An 18,337-nucleotide genomic window follows, 5' to 3' on the forward strand; every position below is an offset into this window, starting at 1 on the left:
ATCTCTCCTTTTCATACATTTATCTTATATAGTATAACAGAATTTTTCTGCTGAAAGTTGCTGTAGATAGCATTGCGACTTTTCAGTTTTTTCATTCCTGCAAAAGAATCAGGGAACGAAAAAACCGAAGCTCAGTGGCTTCGGTTTATAGTAAATTCGCTTCATCGAGTGACATTGGACGGTAATAGAAATAGCCTTGGCCGATCCGGCATCCGAGCGATATCAGCACCCTTCGCTGCTCATCCGTTTCGATCCCTTCCGCTACGACACGCACATTCAAGTTATCTGCCAACTGCACGATTGTGCGTACGATTGCTAAAGTTTGAGTTTCTTGCATATTGGAAATAAAGGATCGATCAATTTTGATTTCGCTCACAGGCAATTTCTGCAAATAACTCAGAGAAGAATAGCCTGTGCCGAAATCATCAATTGAACTAGTAAAACCATAATTCTTCAGCTGCTTGAAAACTTTATAGGCTGTGTCAATATCGACAAATCCGATGCGTTCCGTAATTTCCAATTGAAGCCACTTCGGTTCAATGCCATATTCAGCCGTCTTATCGACAAGATATGGAATAAAGGAATGATGGAAAAAGTGATCGGTAGAAATATTGATTGCCACTTGGCTTAATTCGAGGCCTTGGTCTTGCCGTTTTTTCAGCCATGACAGAACTCGTTTCAGCACCACTTGCTCCAAGACCCTTATTTTGCCGTTTTTTTCGGCAACAGGAATAAAAACATCGGGTGCAATAACGCCAAGCTCTGGAGAAGACCAACGGGCCAAAGCTTCAAAGCTTAAGATCTTCCCGGATTGTAATTCTACTTTCGGCTGCAGATAAACATCAATTTCTTCACGCTTGATTGCTGCTGTTAACTCATTGGCAATCCGCAAATCTTTCATCATCGATTCATCATGTTCGTTCTCGTAATAACAGATAGACTCCCCTGCCCGCAGTTTCGCTTTGGACAAAGCGCTGTCTGCATGGCGAATCAGCTCATCAGGGTTTTGCTGATTTGGCGTAATGAGAGCTACTCCCATTTTCAAGGTCAGAAACAGCTCCATGTCTTGAATGCTGACAGGATCCAGCTGGACCAGCATCTCTAAATAATCCGGCACTTTGGCGAGTGGAGTCAGGCAAAACAACGCAATGGTCGAATCAGAAAAACGGGCAATCACATGATCTGACGGCAGTTTCGCCCGAAGAAATCGTTTCCCGACTTCACGGACAAGTGAATCTCCTGCCCGATGTCCGTACCGATCCACCACTTTTACATATTCATCAGCCGACAGAAAGGCTATAAAACCTTCTTTTTGCTCTTTTAGCATTTCTTTTATTTCATTAATAAAGAAGTTCCGGTTCGGCAAATTCGATTCCTTATCTGTATAAGCCAGTGCCAGAATGTCGGTTTGCTGCTGGGAATATTTGATGATCAACGCCACTGCAGGCGCCATTTGTTCTATGAATTCCAGTTCTTCGGGAGCTGGAAGAGTGCGTGTTGGAAAATAAATGCCGAACGTACCGATGGCTTTGCCTTCAAGGTCATGAATTGGGACGGACCAGCTTGAAACCAGGCCCAAAGATTTCACCAGTTCCCGTTGGCTCTCCCATAAAGGGTCGGTCATCATATCTTCCACCACTACAGGTTTATCGCGATAAAAAGCTGCTCCGCAAGTTCCGATAGTTTCTTCTGCTAAAACCCCGTCTACTTTTTCATAGAACTCTTTTGGCATAGAGTTTCCTGCGCCGATCCGGAAGCGTTCGCTGTCATCCACCAGCATGACTGTACATTTAGCGCCATCTTGGAAAAAAGATTCAACTGCTGTACAAGCTTTTTGTAAAAGAACACTCAGCATATACCCTTTTTCAATATCATTGTAAGTTTCCTGTTGCAATTTAATCAGAGCTTCCGTCCGTTTTCGGTCCGTGATGTCCCGCTGAAGCATCAATGTATAAGTCACTTCTTGTTGGCGGACGTTAATGGGCTGCACGGTAATTTCATTCCAAAAAGGGCTGCCGTCTTTCCGGTAGTTAATAAGTTCGTATGTACACGCCGAACGGGAATCTATGCAGGCCCTTATTTTGCGGACAATATCCGGATCTGTTTTCAGACCATGCATAAATCTTCCGTTTTTCCCTATAATGTCTTTTTCTGAGTAGCCACTTAACTCATAAAAAGCCTGATTTGCATATATGATTGGCGTGTCTTCTGCCTCATGATTTAAAACAACAAAACCAGTCTGAAATTCTACCCCCAAACGGCGCAGCCAATTAATGATTATTCGCTTTTCTTTCCTTAATTGATATGTTGGCATACGCGGGTCCCCCAAGATTTCTTATGTATACGAGAAAAATACAGCTGCCTAGATTAAACCTCTGGCAGCTGTATTCCCTTATTTGTACAATGGAAAACTAGCTGTTAGCTTAGCCGTCCGTTCTGCAGCTTCTTTTTTCACATTTTCGTCTTCCGGATTTTTCAGCAGCTTGGCCATGATTGAAGCAATTTCTCTCATTTCCGCTTCCTTAAATCCTCGGGAAGTTACCGCTGGTGTACCTAGACGGATTCCTGAAGTAACAAATGGGCTTTGCGGATCAAAAGGAATCGTGTTTTTGTTTGTCGTAATTCCCACTTCATCAAGTACGTGTTCCGCAACTTTACCCGTCAAGTCTAGAGAACGAAGATCAACCAGCATGAGGTGGTTGTCTGTTCCGCCTGAAACGATATCAACGCCTTCTGCCTTCAATCCTTCAGCAAGCGCCTGTGCATTTTTTACGACTTGGTCAATATAAGTCTTGAATTCCGGCTGTTGCGCTTCTCCGAATGCTACCGCTTTTGCAGCAATAACGTGCATTAGAGGGCCGCCTTGAATTCCAGGGAAAATGGTTTTGTCGATTTTCTTCGCAAATTCTTCTTTGCAAAGGATCAATCCTCCACGAGGGCCGCGAAGCGTTTTATGGGTAGTCGATGTTACAAAATGTGCATGCGGAACTGGATTCGGATGAGCTCCAGCAGCAACTAATCCTGCAATATGTGCCATATCAACCATCAGATAAGCTCCGATTTCGTCAGCGATTTCGCGGAATTTCGCGAAATCCAAAACGCGGGAGTATGCACTAGCACCAGCAACAATCATTTTCGGTTTATGCTCAAGCGCAACTTGGCGCACGATATCATAATCGATTAATTGCGTGTCTTCATTTACTCCATATTCAACGAAATTATACTGCATTCCACTGAAGTTCACTTTACTGCCGTGCGTCAAGTGTCCTCCATGGTTTAAATTCATCCCTAGGATTGTGTCGCCTTTTTCAAGTACTGCTGTGTAAACTGCCATATTGGCTTGTGATCCTGAGTGCGGCTGGACATTCGCATGTTCAGCGCCAAAAATTTCTTTCAGGCGGTCACGTGCAATGTTTTCTACTACATCTACAAATTCACATCCGCCATAATAGCGTTTTCCAGGGTAGCCTTCAGCATACTTGTTAGTAAGGACTGAACCCTGTGCCTCCATTACTGCCTGCGATACAAAGTTTTCAGAGGCGATTAGTTCAATATTCGCTTCCTGACGCCCTTTTTCTGCCTTAATTGCTTCAAAAACTGCCGAGTCCTGCGTTTTAATCAATTCCATCAATGTATCCCTCCTGTAGTTGGACAAGCTCACGATCGTAACTTGCGCGTTTCCCGCCAATAAGTTTCGGACGGGTAGTTGCAGCTGACACAATCGCTTCACCTACTAGTTTAACAGAAGTTCGCACAGGAACGGCGACTCTTTTTAAATGCATGCCAATCATTGTCTGTCCAATGTCGATTCCAGCATGTGCTTGAATTTCTTCAACTACTACCGGATCCTTCATATTGGAGAAGGCATAAGCGCTCATGGAGCCGCCGGCTTTAGCTACTGGAATGACCGTAACCGGTTCCCAGCCGTATTTTTCAGCTGCCTGGCGTTCGATGGTGAGTGCCCGGTTGATATGTTCGCAGCCTTGGAAAGCCAGGAAAATACGGTGGCGTGCCGCAAATTTTTCAAGCGGTTCATAAAGGCTTTCTGCAATATCCAGGCCTCCGCCTGTGCCGATCCGTTTCCCTGCCACTTCCGAAGTAGAACAGCCGACTACAAACACCTGGCCCTTTTTAAATTGAATTTGCTGTTCCAATTCACTTAACGTTTCTTCAAGCTGCAGTTGCCATAAGGTTTGCATGTCGACCACTCCTTATATTATTGTTCGAGGTCTGTCACTTTTTGTACGCGCGTCTGATGTCTGCCACCTTCGAATTCTTCAGTCAACCATGTTCGTGCAATTTCACGGGCCAAACCGGGTCCGATTACCCGTTCACCCATCGCCAATACGTTGGAATCATTGTGGCCTCTTGTCGCTTTAGCGCTGAATACGTCATGCACTAATGCACAACGGATGCCTTTTACTTTGTTTGCGGCAATCGACATACCGATTCCCGTTCCGCAAATGAGGATGCCACGATCGAATTCCCCTTTTGCCACTGCTTCTGCTACCGGTTTTGCATAATCCGGATAATCAACAGAATCATCTGTGTGTGGCCCAAAATCCTGATAATCCATTCCCATTTCATTTAATAAATTAACGATTTCTTTACGCAGGTTATTCCCGCCGTGATCTGATGTAATAGCAATTTTCATGAAAAGCCCTCTTTCCTATTTTCTGATGAAGCGAAATGCGTGCTAAACGCATTATTCACTTTTCTTTCATTCTAACATCAATACCCAAAAAATCCTACAAACCCGCTGTATGCTAAAGATACATCCGGTTTCCAGCCAAAAAAGCCAATATTTTTTAATCTATAAAAAACCCATTTGCGTGTCCGCAAATGGGTTTTTAGAATTTTCATGTCTTTTCTGCCTGTTCTTCTTCAGCCAGCTTTTCCACCAGCCGGTCAATCAATCTTCTCAATTCATTGAATGTCTGTTGATACGTAAACAAGGATCCGCCATATGGATCACTGACATCTGCTGACGCTTCACCGGCAAATTCTTTCAACGTATATAGTTTGCCAGCATATTCCGGATAGTTTTGCAGCAGGAATTGTTTATGTGATCCTGTCATCGTCAAAACTAATGTTGCCCACTCCATATCTCCTGGCAATAGCTGTTTAGAAGTATGTTCAAATGAAATTCCTTCTTCATCCAATACGGTTTGGGCGTTGAATGACAAAGGAGCTTCTCCAGCAAATATTCCAGCTGACCGAACTTCGATTCCCGGAAATTTTTTAGCTGACAATATGGCTTCTGCCATCGGACTCCTGCATGTGTTGCCTGTGCATACAAAGAAAATCTTCATTGTATCCCCACCCTCAGAATGATTTAGCTGAACCATTTGTGGTCAGCCGCTTTTTCTAATCTGTTCATCATGGCATCGCTCCGGTTCGGAGCGGTGGAAACAGTGGCCAAAATCAAATCGGCATCGGTTTGATCGCATTTGCGTAAACTATCATAAAGAGTTTCTGCAGATAAAGGAAAATGATAATCTGCCACTGGAAAATCGGCTGTGCTGAGAACCGCTACTTTCTTTCCTTCTTTTTGTACATGCTGTATCGCTTTTCCAACTAAAGCTTCATCGTTCTCGATCAAGTAAACAGGCACATCAGGTGCATAATGAATATATTTCATCCCTGGAGATTTCGGCGCATTTCCCTGAATTTCAGAAGACAGCCGTACCGTTCCAATCACACGTTCAAGATCTTCTTTAGTGATGTTTCCCGGACGTAAAATGACCGGCGGTTCACTTGTCATATCAAGAACGGTCGATTCAAGGCCGATGGTAGTCTGCCCTCCGTCAAGAATCAGCGGAATGATGCCTGCCATATCATGGTAGACATGCTCTGCCAGTGTCGGACTTGGTTTCCCGCTTGTATTGGCACTTGGGGCAGCGATTGGCACGTTTACCCGTTTCAACAATTCCAAAGCTACTGGGTGATTCGGCACGCGAATGCCAACAGTCTGAAGGTTTGCCGTAACGTTATCAGCAAACGCTCCCGGTTTTGATTCCAATATGATGGTTAATGCTCCCGGCCAAAAAACATCCATGCATTGAAGTGCTTTTGAAGGAACGTTCCGAACCCAGTTCAAGGCGCTTTCCTTAGAATCAACATGGACAATCAATGGATTGTCCGATGGACGCCCTTTTGCGATAAATATCTTTTCAACGGCTTGCGGATTAGTGGCATCAGCGCCTAAGCCATAAACGGTTTCAGTGGGAAAGGCGACGATGTCCCCATTCCGGAGGATTTCCACAGCCTGTGAATAAGTTTCTTCTTTATTCACATTTCTATCCACAAGTATAGTTTCCGTTTCCATGTGAACATCTCCTAGTTTTACTTCTTTTTTATAATTTTATCCACAAATTGTGGATAATTCAAAATAAATCGCTCACAAATTGTTAGCAAGTTAGTTGATTATGCAAAAAACCATGCGATTCTGGGTGTTGATATCTTTTTTAATATAAACTTTTGCATCAGGAAAAGCATTTTTCAATAAGTTCTCCACAGCAGGCCCTTGCTTATAACCAATTTCAAAACCGACAATCCCAGGTTTGTTCAATAAATCCGGCAGCTGCTCTATCATTTTTTCATACAAGGCAAGGCCGTTATTATCGGCAAATAACGCATTATGCGGCTCAAAGTCGCGGACAGTATCGGCTAAATCTATTGCTTCTTCATATCCGATATAAGGTGGATTCGATAAAATGATATCCCATTTCCGGTCATTGATTGGCTCAGTCAGGTCTCCCAGCTTAAAATGGATTTCCGCCCCTAGCTGCTTTGCATTTTGTGCAGCCATTTCCAACGCTTTTTCCGAAATATCAGTCGCTGTGACATCCGCCTCGGGCAATTCACATTTCATCGTAATGGCAATGATGCCGCTTCCTGTTCCAATATCCGCAATCGACGGATGTTTTCCAGGAAACATTTTTTTCACTAGCTCCAATGTTTCCTCCACCAGCTCTTCAGTTTCCGGCCTTGGAATCAATACGTTTTGATTGACCTGAAATCTTCTGCCATAAAATTCCTCAACCCCGGTCAAATGCTGAACCGGAATTCCTTTTGCATGTTCTTCAATTTTGCTCCAATACCGATCAAATGCCGCCTCATCCATTTCATCACGCATTGCCGACAAAAGGCCTGCATGTGATAAACCCAGTTCATGCTGCAATAGGATGCGCGCCACAGCTTCTTCACGGCCATTGTTTTTTAAAAAAGAAGAAGCCCCGTTAAGGGCCTCATAAAGTCGTCTGCTTTTAGTCATTGTTCAAGCTTTCCATTCTTGCAGATTGCTCTTCCACAATCAAAGCTTCAATGATTTCATCCATTTTGCCTTGCATGATTTGGTCGAGTTTCTGGATTGTTAAGCCGATGCGGTGATCTGTTACCCGGTTTTGCGGGAAGTTGTACGTCCGGATCCGTTCAGAACGGTCCCCGGTTCCGACAGCTGATTTCCGCACTGCATCATATTCAGCTTGCGCTTCTTGCTGGAATTTATCGTAAACGCGTGCACGCAGGACTTTCATAGCACTGGCTTTGTTTTTGATCTGGGATTTTTCATCCTGGCAGGTTACGACCGTATTTGTCGGAATATGCGTCAAGCGCACCGCCGACATGGTCGTATTAACGGATTGCCCACCTGCTCCAGATGAAGCATACGTATCTACCCGGATATCGTTGTCGTGGATTTCCACTTCAACTTCTTCCACTTCCGGCAAACACGCAACGGTTGCCGTAGATGTATGGATGCGTCCGCCCGATTCAGTTTCCGGAACGCGCTGTACCCGGTGAGCGCCGTTTTCGTATTTCAATTTCGAGTATGCGCCTTTTCCTGCAATCATGAATACCAATTCTTTAAAGCCGCCCAGGCCCGTTGGATTGGAATCCATGATGGTCACTTTCCAGCCATTTGATTCAGCATATCTGCTGTACATGCGGTAAAGGTCGCCGGCAAATAATGCCGCTTCATCTCCGCCTGCTGCGCCCCGGACTTCCATGATGACGTTTTTGTCGTCATTCGGATCTTTTGGAATCAATAAGATACGAAGGCGTTCTTCAACTGCAGCCACTTGCGTTTCCAGATCATTTACTTCTTCCTTGACCATTTCACGCATTTCAGGGTCCAGTTTTTCATCAAACATCGCTTTAGCCTCGCTCAATTGCGAGGTAAGTTCTTTATATTCACGGTAAGCTTCCACAGTATCCTGCAAATCGGATTGTTCTTTGGAATACTCTCTAAGTTTATTGGTATCACTGACAATTTCAGGATCGCTCAACAGTTCATTTAAACGGTCATAGCGATCTTCAACAGCTTGTAATCGATCAAACATTCCCATATCACCTCTTTTTTCTGTTTTCTTTTGAATAAGTCGATATTCCGCCAAACAGCTTCGCTTGCCGCGGGCGAGCGCCAAGCCTCCTCAGCCGCTTCGCGTCTTGCGGGGTCTCGGCTATCTCGCTTTCCCGCAGGCGTCTTCGCTGTTTGGCTCCATATCTAAGCAAGCAACCATCAAAAAGCTATATCAACGATCCTCTCTTTTTTAGAAAATCTATCCAGCGCAGGCGCGTCCAGGGGCTAGGCGAAGCAAGAAGACAGGCGGTCTTCCTGGCTTCTTGCGGGAGCCAAGCCCAAAGCGGCCGAAGCGATATTAGAAGTTAGTTTCTCAAACCAATCTATATAATGAACTTCTTTATTTCGAAATCGTCACACCGGCCGGAACTTCGTGGTGATGGCGGCAGCGCGGTTCGTATGCTTCTGAGGCACCTACTAAAATCGTCGGGTCGTCAGAGCCAGCTGGCTTGCCGTCTATCAAACGCTGTGTGCGGCTTGCAGGCGATCCGCAGACGGTGCAGACCGCTTGAAGTTTTGTGACTTGTTCAGCAATGGACAATAACGTCGGCATCGGGCCAAAAGGACGTCCTCTGAAATCTTGATCCAGGCCCGCTACAATGACACGGAATCCGTGGTTCGCCAGTTTTTGGACATTGTCTATAATTTCTTCATCAAAAAATTGAGCTTCATCAATGGCAATGACGTCATATTCATCTGTGATGAACTGCCACATTTCCTCTGATCGCTCAATTGGCAACGCAATAACCGTAGTGCCATTATGGGAAACAACCGCTTCTTCGCTATAGCGGTCGTCAATTTTCGGTTTGAATACAGCAATTTTTTGTTTCGCGAATTGAGCGCGCCGAATCCGGCGGATCAATTCCTCCGATTTTCCTGAAAACATACTTCCGCAAATCAGCTCTACCCAGCCTGACTGTTTCATGACGTACATAGTGAGACCCCTTTCAAACGCTTTATCATTATAATCATACCCAAAATCGGACAGCAATACTGCTTTTTTCTAATATGTAAAATGAATTAAATGGCTATTAAACGAAAAAATACCTGCTTGGCGTTTTCGCGCAAAGCAGGTATATTTATCAATTACTCCGTAATTTCTTCTTTTATGCCGTATTTTTTGTTGAAACGGTCTACGCGGCCATCTGCTGCAGCAAATTTCTGACGTCCAGTGTAGAATGGATGACATTCTGAGCAAAGCTCAACGTTGATGTTTTCTTTTACAGAACCTGTAGTGAAAGAATTCCCACATGAGCAAGTTACTGTCGCTTGTTTGTACTCTGGATGAATACCTGTTTTCATAATTTTTTCTCCTCCCGCCCTGAACCATCTGGAACAGAGTTTAATAATCTATTTTACTATTGCCTTACATGGCTCTTTAGGCCATATATGCAATAGCACTGTTTTAATTCACTCTCATAATCATAACAAAATTTAGGATGCATTGCAACTATTTAAATCATCTTTTTGCTGTTGCGATGTGCCTTCATTTCATTGTTCAATTGCTCGAAAAACTCTTCGTTTGTCTTCGTCTGACCTAATTTTTTCAAGAAGCGCTCTCCAAAATCCGGTGAATCCGAAAAGGTTTTGCGGATTGCCCAAAGTTTCTCCAACTGAGCCGGATCAAGAAGCAATTCTTCTTTTCTTGTACCAGAGCGGCGAATATCCAATGCCGGGAAAATGCGGCGTTCTGCCAAGCTGCGGTCTAAATGCAGTTCCATGTTGCCGGTCCCTTTAAATTCTTCGTAGATTACTTCGTCCATGCGAGATCCGGTATCGACTAAAGCAGTGGCCAAAATCGTCAAACTGCCGCCTTCTTCAATATTGCGGGCTGCTCCGAAAAAGCGTTTCGGGCGGTGGAAAGCTGCAGGATCTATTCCTCCTGATAGTGTACGGCCACTTGGCGGAATAACCAAATTATATGCTCGGGCTAGACGTGTAATCGAATCCATCAAGATAATGACGTCCCGTTTATGCTCAACGAGGCGCATGGCGCGTTCCAAAACAAGTTCCGCCACTTTTACATGGTTTTCCGGTACTTCATCAAAAGTTGAAGAAACGACATCTGCGTCAACTGAACGCTCAATATCCGTCACTTCTTCCGGCCGCTCATCGATTAACAGAACAATCAGTTCTGCTTCCGGATGATTTGTGGTGATCGAGTTGGCAATTTCTTTTAGCAGCATCGTCTTACCGGCTTTTGGCGGAGCAACAATCAATCCGCGTTGGCCAAATCCGACCGGCGCCACTAAATCCATGATGCGTGCAGACAGGTGTTTCGGTGTTGTTTCCAGACGAATATGACGGTCCGGATAGAGAGGTGTCAATCCAGGGAAATGGACGCGCTCTTTGGCGACTTCCGGGTCTTCCCCATTTACCGCTTCTACTTGCAACAAGCCGAAATAGCGTTCATTTTCTTTTGGGGGACGCACTTTTCCTGAAACTTTGTCGCCATTCCGCAAATCAAATCGGCGTATCTGGGAAGCCGAAATGTAAATGTCCTGTGAACTTGGTGAATAGTTGATAGGACGCAAGAAACCGAAACCTTCCGATTGGATGATTTCAAGGACGCCTTCCATGAAGAAAAAGCCTTCTTGTTCAGCTCTGGTTTTTAAAATAGCAAAAATCAATTCTTTTTTTGTTAATTTGCTGTAATTGGTCAATTTATATTCCTTCGCCAACGTGTAAAGCTCTCTTAGCGTCATGTTTTCCAAAGCGGAAATTGTTATTGTTGTCATTTATTGGACACCACTCTTACTCTTTTTTTAGGGTTTTGTGTTTTGAGGATCAGTCGTTGATTTGATTGGAAAGATCTTTAAAGAAGGAGCCCGGCAAAGCTACCGGACTCAATTTTGAAGTTTGATCATTAATCATGCATAACGAGATCTGGTTTTTTCTTCATGCTGTGACGCCCTTCGACAAAGCGGACCGTGCCTGATTTGGCACGCATTACTAATGTATGGCTTTCTGCAAAACCGCCTTTTAGCTGAACGCCTCGAAGCAGTTCACCGTCCGTAACGCCTGTTGCCGCAAAGATTGCGTCATCACCTTTTACAAGGTCTTCCATCTTAAGTACTTTGTTGACATCCAAGCCCATTTTCAAGCAGCGCGCTGCTTCTTCCTCTGACTGAGGCATCAACTTCCCTTGAAGTTCGCCGCCTAAGCACTTAAGGCCAACAGCCGCGATTACGCCTTCAGGGGCTCCACCTGAACCGAATAAAATATCAACACCGGTTTTTTCAAAAGCGGTATTGATTGCTCCTGCCACGTCTCCGTCATTGATCAATTTAATGCGAGCTCCAGCTGCACGAATTTGCTCAATAATGTGCTGATGCCGTGGACGATCCAAAATAGTCGCTACTACGTCTTCGATGTCTTTGTTTTTCGCTTTCGCGACTGCACGAAGATTATCAATTACTGGTGCATTGATGTCGATTTTACCGACTGCTTCAGGTCCTACCGCAATTTTATCCATATACATATCAGGTGCATTCAATAAATTGCCGCGGTCCGCAATTGCAAGAACTGCAAGTGCGTTCCAGCCGCCAGCTGCTACGATATTCGTTCCTTCTAAAGGATCTACCGCAACATCCACTTCAGGCCCTTGGCCAGTCCCGAGCTCTTCACCGATATAAAGCATTGGCGCTTCATCCATTTCACCTTCACCAATCACTACCACACCGCGCATCGGGATGGTATCAAAGACAGTACGCATGGCTGTAGTCGCCGCGTCGTCTGCTTCAATCTTTAGGCCACGGCCCATCCATTTTGCAGAAGCAATTGCAGCCGCTTCTGTAACACGCACAAGTTCCATTGATAAACTTCGTTCCATAGTTTGTTTCCTCCCGTTCAGCTGTAAATCTATCCTTCATAATTGTAGCATATATCAACGAGCTGAAAAGAAGTCAGTTTGCGCTATGTCCAAGGTCAGACTTCGCAGTAGTGACTGGATCGATGGTTTCTCTTCGGATATCTGCACCAAGCCCTCGGAGCTTTTGCACAATATCTGAATATCCACGTTCAATGTGATAAATTTCACGGATTTCTGTTTCACCTTCTGCAAGCAAGCCGGCAATAATCAAAGCAGCACCTGCCCGCAAATCTGAAGCCACAACAGTTGCGGACGTCAATGGAGTTGGTCCGGTAATTACCGCTGCACGCCCTTCAACACGGCCACTTGCATTCATGCGGCGCAATTCATCAATATGCTTGAATCGGGCCGAGTAAATCGTGTCCGTAATCATCGAAGATCCAGTCGCTTGGGTCATTAATACCGAAAATGGCTGCTGCAGATCTGTCGCAAACCCTGGATATACCAGCGTTTTCACATCAATTGCCTGAAGCGGGCCCGATTTCGGGATGTAAATGGATTCTTCGTTTTCTTGAACATCGACGCCCATTTCACGCAATTTCGCTGTTAAAGCTTCCATATGGAATGGAATAACGTTATCAACCAATACGCCATCGCCAATTGCAGCTGCCATGATCATGAACGTTCCGGCTTCTATGCGATCCGGGATGATTGTATGGTTTGTTCCATGCAATTCTTCAACGCCATCGATACGGATTACGTTTGTACCCGCACCTTTGATTTTTGCTCCCATGTTTGTAAGAAGCGTCGCCACATCGATAATTTCCGGCTCTTTCGCTGCGTTTTCAATGACTGTCTGGCCTTTAGCAAGAACTGCCGCCAGCATAATATTAATGGTAGCTCCTACGCTGACAACATCCAGATAGATTTTAGCACCGCGCAGTTCATCCGCACGCAAATAGATCGCTCCGTGTTCGTTCGTCACTTTGGCGCCAAGCGCTTCAAAACCTTTGATGTGCTGGTCAATAGGGCGAGGTCCTAAAAAGCATCCGCCTGGAAGCCCGATTGCCGCATGTTTGAAACGGCCTAGCATTGCACCCATCATATAGTACGAAGCACGCAATTTTTTTACGTTGCCGTTCGGCAATGGCATATCAATCATATGAGTCGGATCGATTTTCATCGTGCCATCTTCAAATGACACCTCGCCTCCGATTTCTTCCAAAATACTTTTCAGTGTCCAGACGTCGGAAATTCCCGGCAAACCTTCAATTTGCACAGGTGAATTCGCTAAAATGGATGCAGGAATCAATGCTACCGCACTATTTTTTGCTCCATTCACTTTTATCGTGCCGGATAAGCGTTTACCGCCTTTTACTTTATATACATCCATTCGATTTAATTTCTCCTTTATCCCACTTTAAATGACAGTACGACTTCCGCTTTCGCGAAAGTCTACTGTCTTTAAAAGTCCGATTGGTTCAACTAGTGTTCAGCCAAGCTGAACTCAGTTTCACTGTATCCCACTTTAAATGACCGTACAACTTCCGCTTTCGCGAAAGTCTACTGTCTTTAAAAGTCTGATTGGTTCAACTAGCTTTCAGCTACGTTAAATGATTATTTTACTTCTTCTTCAACAGAGCGTTTTTCCCAGTCTGCTAGGAATGCTTCGATTCCTTTGTCAGTCAATGGGTGCTTGAACATTTGCTGCATTACTTTAATCGGCATTGTTCCGATATGCGCTCCGTTCAATGCTGCTTCTGTTACGTGCTGAGGATGGCGGATTGACGCTGCGATAATTTCTGTTTTGATATCATGAATAGCGAAGATATCAGCAATCGTCGCGATCAAGTCCATACCGTTGTGTCCAATATCATCCAACCGGCCAAGGAAAGGAGAAACATAAGATGCACCTGCACGTGCTGCAAGAAGTGCTTGGTTCGCGCTGAAGATCAATGTTACGTTAACTTTTGTGCCTTCTGCTGCAAGAACTGAACAAGCTTTCAATCCGTCTGGAGTCATTGGCAATTTCACTGTGATGTTAGGAGCCAAAGCTGCTAATTCACGGCCTTCATTGATCATGCCTTCAGCATCAAGTGCGATAACTTCTCCACTGATCGAGCCATCAACAAGTGCTGCGATTTCTTTTAAACGGTCATGGAAAGAAACATTTTTCTCTTTCGCTACTAGAGATGGATTTGTTGTTACCCCTGAAAGGATACCCCATGAGTGTGCTTCTTTGATTTCTTCGAAGTTTGCTGTATCAATAAAAAATTTCATCTTTTTTCCTCCTAGTTATGTGGAAAAGAGAGAAGAGACCCACCGGACGCTTCTCTCTTTCATCCATTATTGTTGTAATTATTATGCTTTTCCTGAACTTCCGAATTCACGCATTTTGCCGATTACTGTCGCTTTGATGGCATCGCGAGCTGGTGTCAAGTATTTGCGTGGATCGTACATTTCGGCGTCTTTTGCCAAAGCTTCGCGGACTGCTTTTGCAGAAGCGATTTGGTTTTCAGTGTTAACGTTGATTTTCGCTGTTCCAAGTGAAACAGAACGTTGAATATCTTTCAATGGAATCCCAGTTCCTCCGTGCAATACTAAAGGCACGTCGCAAAGCTGAGAAATTTCTTCCATTTCTTTAAAGCCCAAATTCGGCTCGCCTTTGTATGGTCCATGGACAGAACCCAAAGCTGGCGCTAAGCAATCAATTCCTGTCTGGTCCACTAATTGTTTGCATTCTTGTGGATCTGCATAAATTACGCCCTCTGCAATGACGTCGTCTTCTTGTCCGCCAACAGTTCCTAATTCCGCTTCCACAGACACATTATGTTTATGTGCATATTCCACAACTTGTTTTGTAATTTCCACATTTTCTTCAAACGGGTGATGTGATGCATCGATCATGACAGAAGTGAATCCAGCATCGATTGCTTCTTTACATTTTTCAAAGCTGGAGCCGTGGTCCAAATGGATGGCCACTGGAACTGTAATTTTGTAATCGTGCATTAAGCCCTTCACCATATGTACCACTGTAGTGAATCCGCCCATATATCGAGCTGCCCCTTCAGATACTCCTAAGATTACAGGAGAATTTTCTTCTTGTGCTGCTTGTAAAATCGCTTGAGTAAACTCAAGATTATTTAAATTAAATTGTCCGATTGCATATCCTTCTTGTTTCCCTTTTATCATCATTTCTTTCATTGAAACTAACGGCATTACAAAATTCCTCCTTAACTATATCTTACCCAAATATCCTTTTTACTATACCAAAAACAGTATGCTTTCGCTACTTTCGTGTGTATCAGTCTCTTAACAATTGTTTTACAGCATCCCGTATTTCAAATACATCAAATGGTTTAGTGAAGTAACGGGCTGCTCCGCTGAGAATGGACTCCTCGATCAAATCGAGTTCACCATAAGCTGTCATCATGATTACCTTTATCTCTTTTTGTAATTTCTTTAAGCTTTTCAAAATTTCAATGCCATCCATTCCTGGCATTCTCATGTCCAGCAATACCAGATCCGGCCGTGCTTCCACCGCTTTTTGTATGGCTTCTTTGCCATTTGCAGCCAATAAGGTGTCAAAACCTTCTTTTTTAAACACTTCATTTAATAAAAGTCGGATGCCTATCTGGTCATCTACGATCAAAATCGTTTTCAAGAGGAGCCATTCCCTTCTTTTTTCCAGCTTCAACGTACCTTCTCATTCTACTAGACAATAGCACTCTTTTCTACATCTCAATGCCTTCTGCTATAATCTGTTTATGAGGTGAAGGAAATGAAGATGTTAACAACACAATTAAGCGGCTTATTTCAACGGATTTCCAAGCAAGAAGAAGCCATTGAAGATACAGCTCGTGTTCTTGCCCAAGCCGCTGTCGGAGAAGGAACTATTTTCATTGCCGGATTTGGCGAAATGAAAGCAGTAGCTGCCAGTGCCATTGAAGGAGTTGAGCCGCTTCAAAGCTGTGCCCCGTGGCAGCCGGAAAGCATTATTACCAGTGCGGACCGCGTATGGATTCTCGCTAAAAATCATGAAGGCGATGAACTTGCTGGACGTTTGAATGATGCCAACTTGCCATTTGCTATGCTGGTGGCCGAGGCCCGTGATAATGAACTGGAAGCGGATGCCTATATTTCACTAAACATCGATAAAGGCTTGCTGCCGGCAGAAGATGGCAGCCGAACCGTGGTGCCCCATGCAATGGGCGCGTTATTTGTTTACCATGCTGTTAAAATGACCATCGATGAAATGCTGGCTGAGTAATGAAATTCTAGCAAACCGTTTACAGAGTGAAACTGTAAATGGTTTTTGTTTTTATCAAACTGACCTAAAAATTTAGGTGATTTAAAATTCACTTTCGCTCGATGAATCAAAGCTGAATCTAAAAGAAAAACCTTCCTGCAATAATAGCAGGAAGGTTTTTTAACGTGATTATTTATCATCCAATTGCAAAGCTCATTGGTTTAAAAATCTGAATTAAGATTGAACAGGCACTTCTGCATTTTTCAATGAAGCATGCACAAATTCTCTGAACAAAGGCTGCGGGCGGTTCGGGCGTGAAATGAATTCCGGGTGGAATTGGCAAGCCAAGAACCAAGGGTGGTCAGCAAGCTCAATAATTTCAACCAAACGGCCATCCGGGCTAGTGCCTGAGAATTTAAAGCCAGCTGCTTCAAACTGTTCACGGTAATCGTTATTGAATTCATAACGGTGGCGGTGGCGTTCATAAACCAGTTCTTCACCGTATGCTTCATGTGCTTTTGAACCGATTTCCAGTTTTGCAGGGTACAAACCGAGGCGAAGTGTTCCGCCCAAATCTTCAACATCTTTTTGTTCCGGCAATAAGTCGATAACCGGATAAGACGTTTTCGGGTTTAATTCAGAAGAATGTGCGTCTTCAAAGTTCATGACGCTGCGTGCAAATTCAACAGAAGCCAATTGCATGCCCAAGCAGATGCCGAAGAATGGAACGTTGTTTTCACGGGCATATTTCGTTGCGACAATTTTGCCTTCTACACCGCGGTCTCCGAATCCACCAGGAACCAGGATGCCGTCGCAGTTGCCCAATTGCTCAGCAACATTTTCCTCGTTGATATATTCAGCGTTGATCCAATTCACTTCGATGTCAGCATCGTATGCGAATCCAGCATGTTTCAAGGCTTCTACAACTGAGATATAAGCATCTTGCAACTCAACGTATTTTCCGACCAGTCCGATACGCACTTTTTTAGATAGGGATTGAACTTTTTCTACCAATTGCGTCCATTCTGTCATATCGGCTTCCGGAGCTTCAATTCCAAAATGGTCAAGAACGATTTGGTCCATGTTCTGTTCTTTCAAACGAAGCGGCATTTCATAAATCACATCAACGTCGCGTGATTCGATTACTTCTTCTGCCTTGATGTCGCAGAACAAAGCAATCTTATCTTTCATGTCTTGAGGTACAGGGTGCTCTGTGCGGACAACAATCAAGTTAGGCTGAATTCCGAGGCTGCGAAGCTCTTTTACGCTGTGCTGTGTCGGTTTTGTTTTCATTTCTTTAGCAGCACCAAGATAAGGGATCAACGTACAGTGGATATACATGACTTCATCGCGGCCAAGGTCTGAACGCATTTGGCGGATAGCTTCAAGGAATGGAAGGGATTCGATGTCGCCTACAGTTCCGCCGATTTCAGTGATGACTACATCTGCTTTCGCTGTTTTCCCAGCGCGCAGCAAACGGTCTTTGATTTCATTTGTGATATGCGGAATAACTTGGACAGTTCCACCCAAATAGTCGCCGCGGCGCTCTTTTTTAATAACAGTGGAGTAAACTTTCCCTGTCGTTACGTTAGAGTATTTGTTCAAATTGATATCGATGAAACGCTCATAGTGGCCAAGATCCAAATCCGTTTCCGCGCCGTCGTCCGTTACGAAAACCTCTCCGTGCTGGTATGGGCTCATTGTGCCTGGGTCAATATTAATATAGGGGTCAAATTTCTGGATAGTGACGTTCAACCCTCTGTTTTTCAATAAACGGCCAAGTGATGCTGCGGTAATTCCTTTGCCCAAAGACGACACAACGCCTCCAGTTACAAAAATATACTTAGTCATGCTTGTTTCCTCCTTCAATTTTAAAAAATAAAAAGCGCCCCGTCTGCATTGTGCAGAGGGAGCG

General features: G+C 44.3%; 18 protein-coding genes. 1 reads left to right on the plus strand and 17 read right to left on the minus strand.

The window, feature by feature from the left end; genetic code table 11:
• Window positions 1–145: 145 nt before the first annotated feature.
• From AC3AQ9_RS08565 to AC3AQ9_RS08640, 16 genes are all read right to left on the minus strand, one after another.
• Entirely contained in the window at window positions 146–2,314 is a 2,169-nt protein-coding gene (locus AC3AQ9_RS08565; RefSeq protein WP_488307046.1) for a putative bifunctional diguanylate cyclase/phosphodiesterase, read from the minus strand.
• 78 nt (window positions 2,315–2,392) lie between these two features.
• Window positions 2,393–3,628: a serine hydroxymethyltransferase gene (glyA, locus tag AC3AQ9_RS08570; protein WP_488307047.1), complete on the minus strand. Its 1,236-nt coding sequence runs from the start codon at window positions 3,626–3,628 to the stop codon at window positions 2,393–2,395.
• Window positions 3,615–4,199 carry a TIGR01440 family protein gene (locus tag AC3AQ9_RS08575; RefSeq protein WP_488307048.1) on the minus strand — a complete coding sequence of 195 codons (585 nt, stop codon included), beginning with the start codon at window positions 4,197–4,199 and terminating at the stop codon, window positions 3,615–3,617. Before AC3AQ9_RS08575 ends, glyA begins: the two co-directional genes overlap by 14 nt.
• Window positions 4,200–4,216: 17 nt before the next feature.
• Window positions 4,217–4,654: a ribose 5-phosphate isomerase B gene (rpiB, locus tag AC3AQ9_RS08580; RefSeq protein ID WP_488307049.1), complete on the minus strand. Its 438-nt coding sequence runs from the start codon at window positions 4,652–4,654 to the stop codon at window positions 4,217–4,219.
• Window positions 4,655–4,859: 205 nt separating this feature from the next.
• The gene (locus AC3AQ9_RS08585; protein WP_488307050.1) at window positions 4,860–5,312 is read right to left on the minus strand and encodes a low molecular weight protein arginine phosphatase; all 453 of its coding nucleotides are present in this window, start codon (window positions 5,310–5,312) and stop codon (window positions 4,860–4,862) included.
• A gap of 23 nt (window positions 5,313–5,335) precedes the next feature.
• Window positions 5,336–6,328: an L-threonylcarbamoyladenylate synthase gene (locus tag AC3AQ9_RS08590; protein WP_488307051.1), complete on the minus strand. Its 993-nt coding sequence runs from the start codon at window positions 6,326–6,328 to the stop codon at window positions 5,336–5,338.
• A 90-nt stretch (window positions 6,329–6,418) separates the two neighbouring features.
• Entirely contained in the window at window positions 6,419–7,276 is an 858-nt protein-coding gene (gene prmC / locus AC3AQ9_RS08595) for a peptide chain release factor N(5)-glutamine methyltransferase (RefSeq protein ID WP_488307052.1), read from the minus strand.
• The gene (gene prfA / locus AC3AQ9_RS08600) at window positions 7,269–8,342 is read right to left on the minus strand and encodes a peptide chain release factor 1 (RefSeq protein WP_488307053.1); all 1,074 of its coding nucleotides are present in this window, start codon (window positions 8,340–8,342) and stop codon (window positions 7,269–7,271) included. Before prfA ends, prmC begins: the two co-directional genes overlap by 8 nt.
• 360 nt (window positions 8,343–8,702) lie before the next feature.
• Window positions 8,703–9,296 (minus strand): thymidine kinase, encoded by a 594-nt coding sequence (locus tag AC3AQ9_RS08605; RefSeq protein ID WP_488307054.1) that lies wholly within the window; start codon window positions 9,294–9,296, stop codon window positions 8,703–8,705.
• 152 nt (window positions 9,297–9,448) lie between these two features.
• A complete protein-coding gene (gene rpmE, locus AC3AQ9_RS08610; RefSeq protein WP_488307055.1) occupies window positions 9,449–9,664 on the minus strand; it encodes a 50S ribosomal protein L31 in 216 nt (71 codons plus the stop codon).
• A 152-nt stretch (window positions 9,665–9,816) separates the two neighbouring features.
• The gene (rho, locus tag AC3AQ9_RS08615) at window positions 9,817–11,100 is read right to left on the minus strand and encodes a transcription termination factor Rho (RefSeq protein WP_488307056.1); all 1,284 of its coding nucleotides are present in this window, start codon (window positions 11,098–11,100) and stop codon (window positions 9,817–9,819) included.
• Between the two features lie 128 nt (window positions 11,101–11,228).
• On the minus strand, window positions 11,229–12,194 hold the full coding sequence (glpX, locus tag AC3AQ9_RS08620) for a class II fructose-bisphosphatase (protein WP_488307057.1): 966 nt from the start codon (window positions 12,192–12,194) through the stop codon (window positions 11,229–11,231).
• A 73-nt stretch (window positions 12,195–12,267) separates the two neighbouring features.
• Window positions 12,268–13,566: a UDP-N-acetylglucosamine 1-carboxyvinyltransferase gene (gene murA, locus AC3AQ9_RS08625; protein WP_488307058.1), complete on the minus strand. Its 1,299-nt coding sequence runs from the start codon at window positions 13,564–13,566 to the stop codon at window positions 12,268–12,270.
• 224 nt (window positions 13,567–13,790) lie between these two features.
• Window positions 13,791–14,453 (minus strand): fructose-6-phosphate aldolase, encoded by a 663-nt coding sequence (fsa, locus tag AC3AQ9_RS08630; RefSeq protein ID WP_488307059.1) that lies wholly within the window; start codon window positions 14,451–14,453, stop codon window positions 13,791–13,793.
• Window positions 14,454–14,534: 81 nt separating this feature from the next.
• A complete protein-coding gene (locus tag AC3AQ9_RS08635; RefSeq protein WP_488307060.1) occupies window positions 14,535–15,392 on the minus strand; it encodes a class II fructose-bisphosphate aldolase in 858 nt (285 codons plus the stop codon).
• Between the two features lie 85 nt (window positions 15,393–15,477).
• Window positions 15,478–15,837, minus strand: a complete 360-nt coding sequence (locus AC3AQ9_RS08640) for a response regulator (RefSeq protein WP_488307569.1) — start codon at window positions 15,835–15,837, stop codon at window positions 15,478–15,480.
• A gap of 117 nt (window positions 15,838–15,954) precedes the next feature.
• Here AC3AQ9_RS08640 and AC3AQ9_RS08645 point away from each other — a divergent pair, with 117 nt between their 5' ends.
• Window positions 15,955–16,443 carry a DUF2529 family protein gene (locus AC3AQ9_RS08645; RefSeq protein ID WP_488307061.1) on the plus strand — a complete coding sequence of 163 codons (489 nt, stop codon included), beginning with the start codon at window positions 15,955–15,957 and terminating at the stop codon, window positions 16,441–16,443.
• A gap of 213 nt (window positions 16,444–16,656) precedes the next feature.
• On the opposite strand, the gene pyrG is transcribed toward AC3AQ9_RS08645, so the two are convergent.
• A complete protein-coding gene (pyrG, locus tag AC3AQ9_RS08650; RefSeq protein ID WP_488307062.1) occupies window positions 16,657–18,273 on the minus strand; it encodes a CTP synthase in 1,617 nt (538 codons plus the stop codon).
• Window positions 18,274–18,337 lie beyond the last annotated feature (64 nt).

The organism is Planococcus sp. VCh962, from assembly GCF_057748275.1.

Coding starts and splice junctions, on each gene's coding strand:
- AC3AQ9_RS08565 (WP_488307046.1), bottom strand. CDS start 2,314: ATGCCAACATATCAATTAAGGAAAGAAAAGCGAATAATCATTAATTGG.
- glyA (WP_488307047.1), bottom strand. CDS start 3,628: ATGGAATTGATTAAAACGCAGGACTCGGCAGTTTTTGAAGCAATTAAG.
- AC3AQ9_RS08575 (WP_488307048.1), bottom strand. CDS start 4,199: ATGCAAACCTTATGGCAACTGCAGCTTGAAGAAACGTTAAGTGAATTG.
- rpiB (WP_488307049.1), bottom strand. CDS start 4,654: ATGAAAATTGCTATTACATCAGATCACGGCGGGAATAACCTGCGTAAA.
- AC3AQ9_RS08585 (WP_488307050.1), bottom strand. CDS start 5,312: ATGAAGATTTTCTTTGTATGCACAGGCAACACATGCAGGAGTCCGATG.
- AC3AQ9_RS08590 (WP_488307051.1), bottom strand. CDS start 6,328: ATGGAAACGGAAACTATACTTGTGGATAGAAATGTGAATAAAGAAGAA.
- prmC (WP_488307052.1), bottom strand. CDS start 7,276: ATGACTAAAAGCAGACGACTTTATGAGGCCCTTAACGGGGCTTCTTCT.
- prfA (WP_488307053.1), bottom strand. CDS start 8,342: ATGTTTGATCGATTACAAGCTGTTGAAGATCGCTATGACCGTTTAAAT.
- AC3AQ9_RS08605 (WP_488307054.1), bottom strand. CDS start 9,296: ATGTACGTCATGAAACAGTCAGGCTGGGTAGAGCTGATTTGCGGAAGT.
- rpmE (WP_488307055.1), bottom strand. CDS start 9,664: ATGAAAACAGGTATTCATCCAGAGTACAAACAAGCGACAGTAACTTGC.
- rho (WP_488307056.1), bottom strand. CDS start 11,100: ATGACAACAATAACAATTTCCGCTTTGGAAAACATGACGCTAAGAGAG.
- glpX (WP_488307057.1), bottom strand. CDS start 12,194: ATGGAACGAAGTTTATCAATGGAACTTGTGCGTGTTACAGAAGCGGCT.
- murA (WP_488307058.1), bottom strand. CDS start 13,566: ATGGATGTATATAAAGTAAAAGGCGGTAAACGCTTATCCGGCACGATA.
- fsa (WP_488307059.1), bottom strand. CDS start 14,453: ATGAAATTTTTTATTGATACAGCAAACTTCGAAGAAATCAAAGAAGCA.
- AC3AQ9_RS08635 (WP_488307060.1), bottom strand. CDS start 15,392: ATGCCGTTAGTTTCAATGAAAGAAATGATGATAAAAGGGAAACAAGAA.
- AC3AQ9_RS08645 (WP_488307061.1), top strand. CDS start 15,955: ATGAAGATGTTAACAACACAATTAAGCGGCTTATTTCAACGGATTTCC.
- pyrG (WP_488307062.1), bottom strand. CDS start 18,273: ATGACTAAGTATATTTTTGTAACTGGAGGCGTTGTGTCGTCTTTGGGC.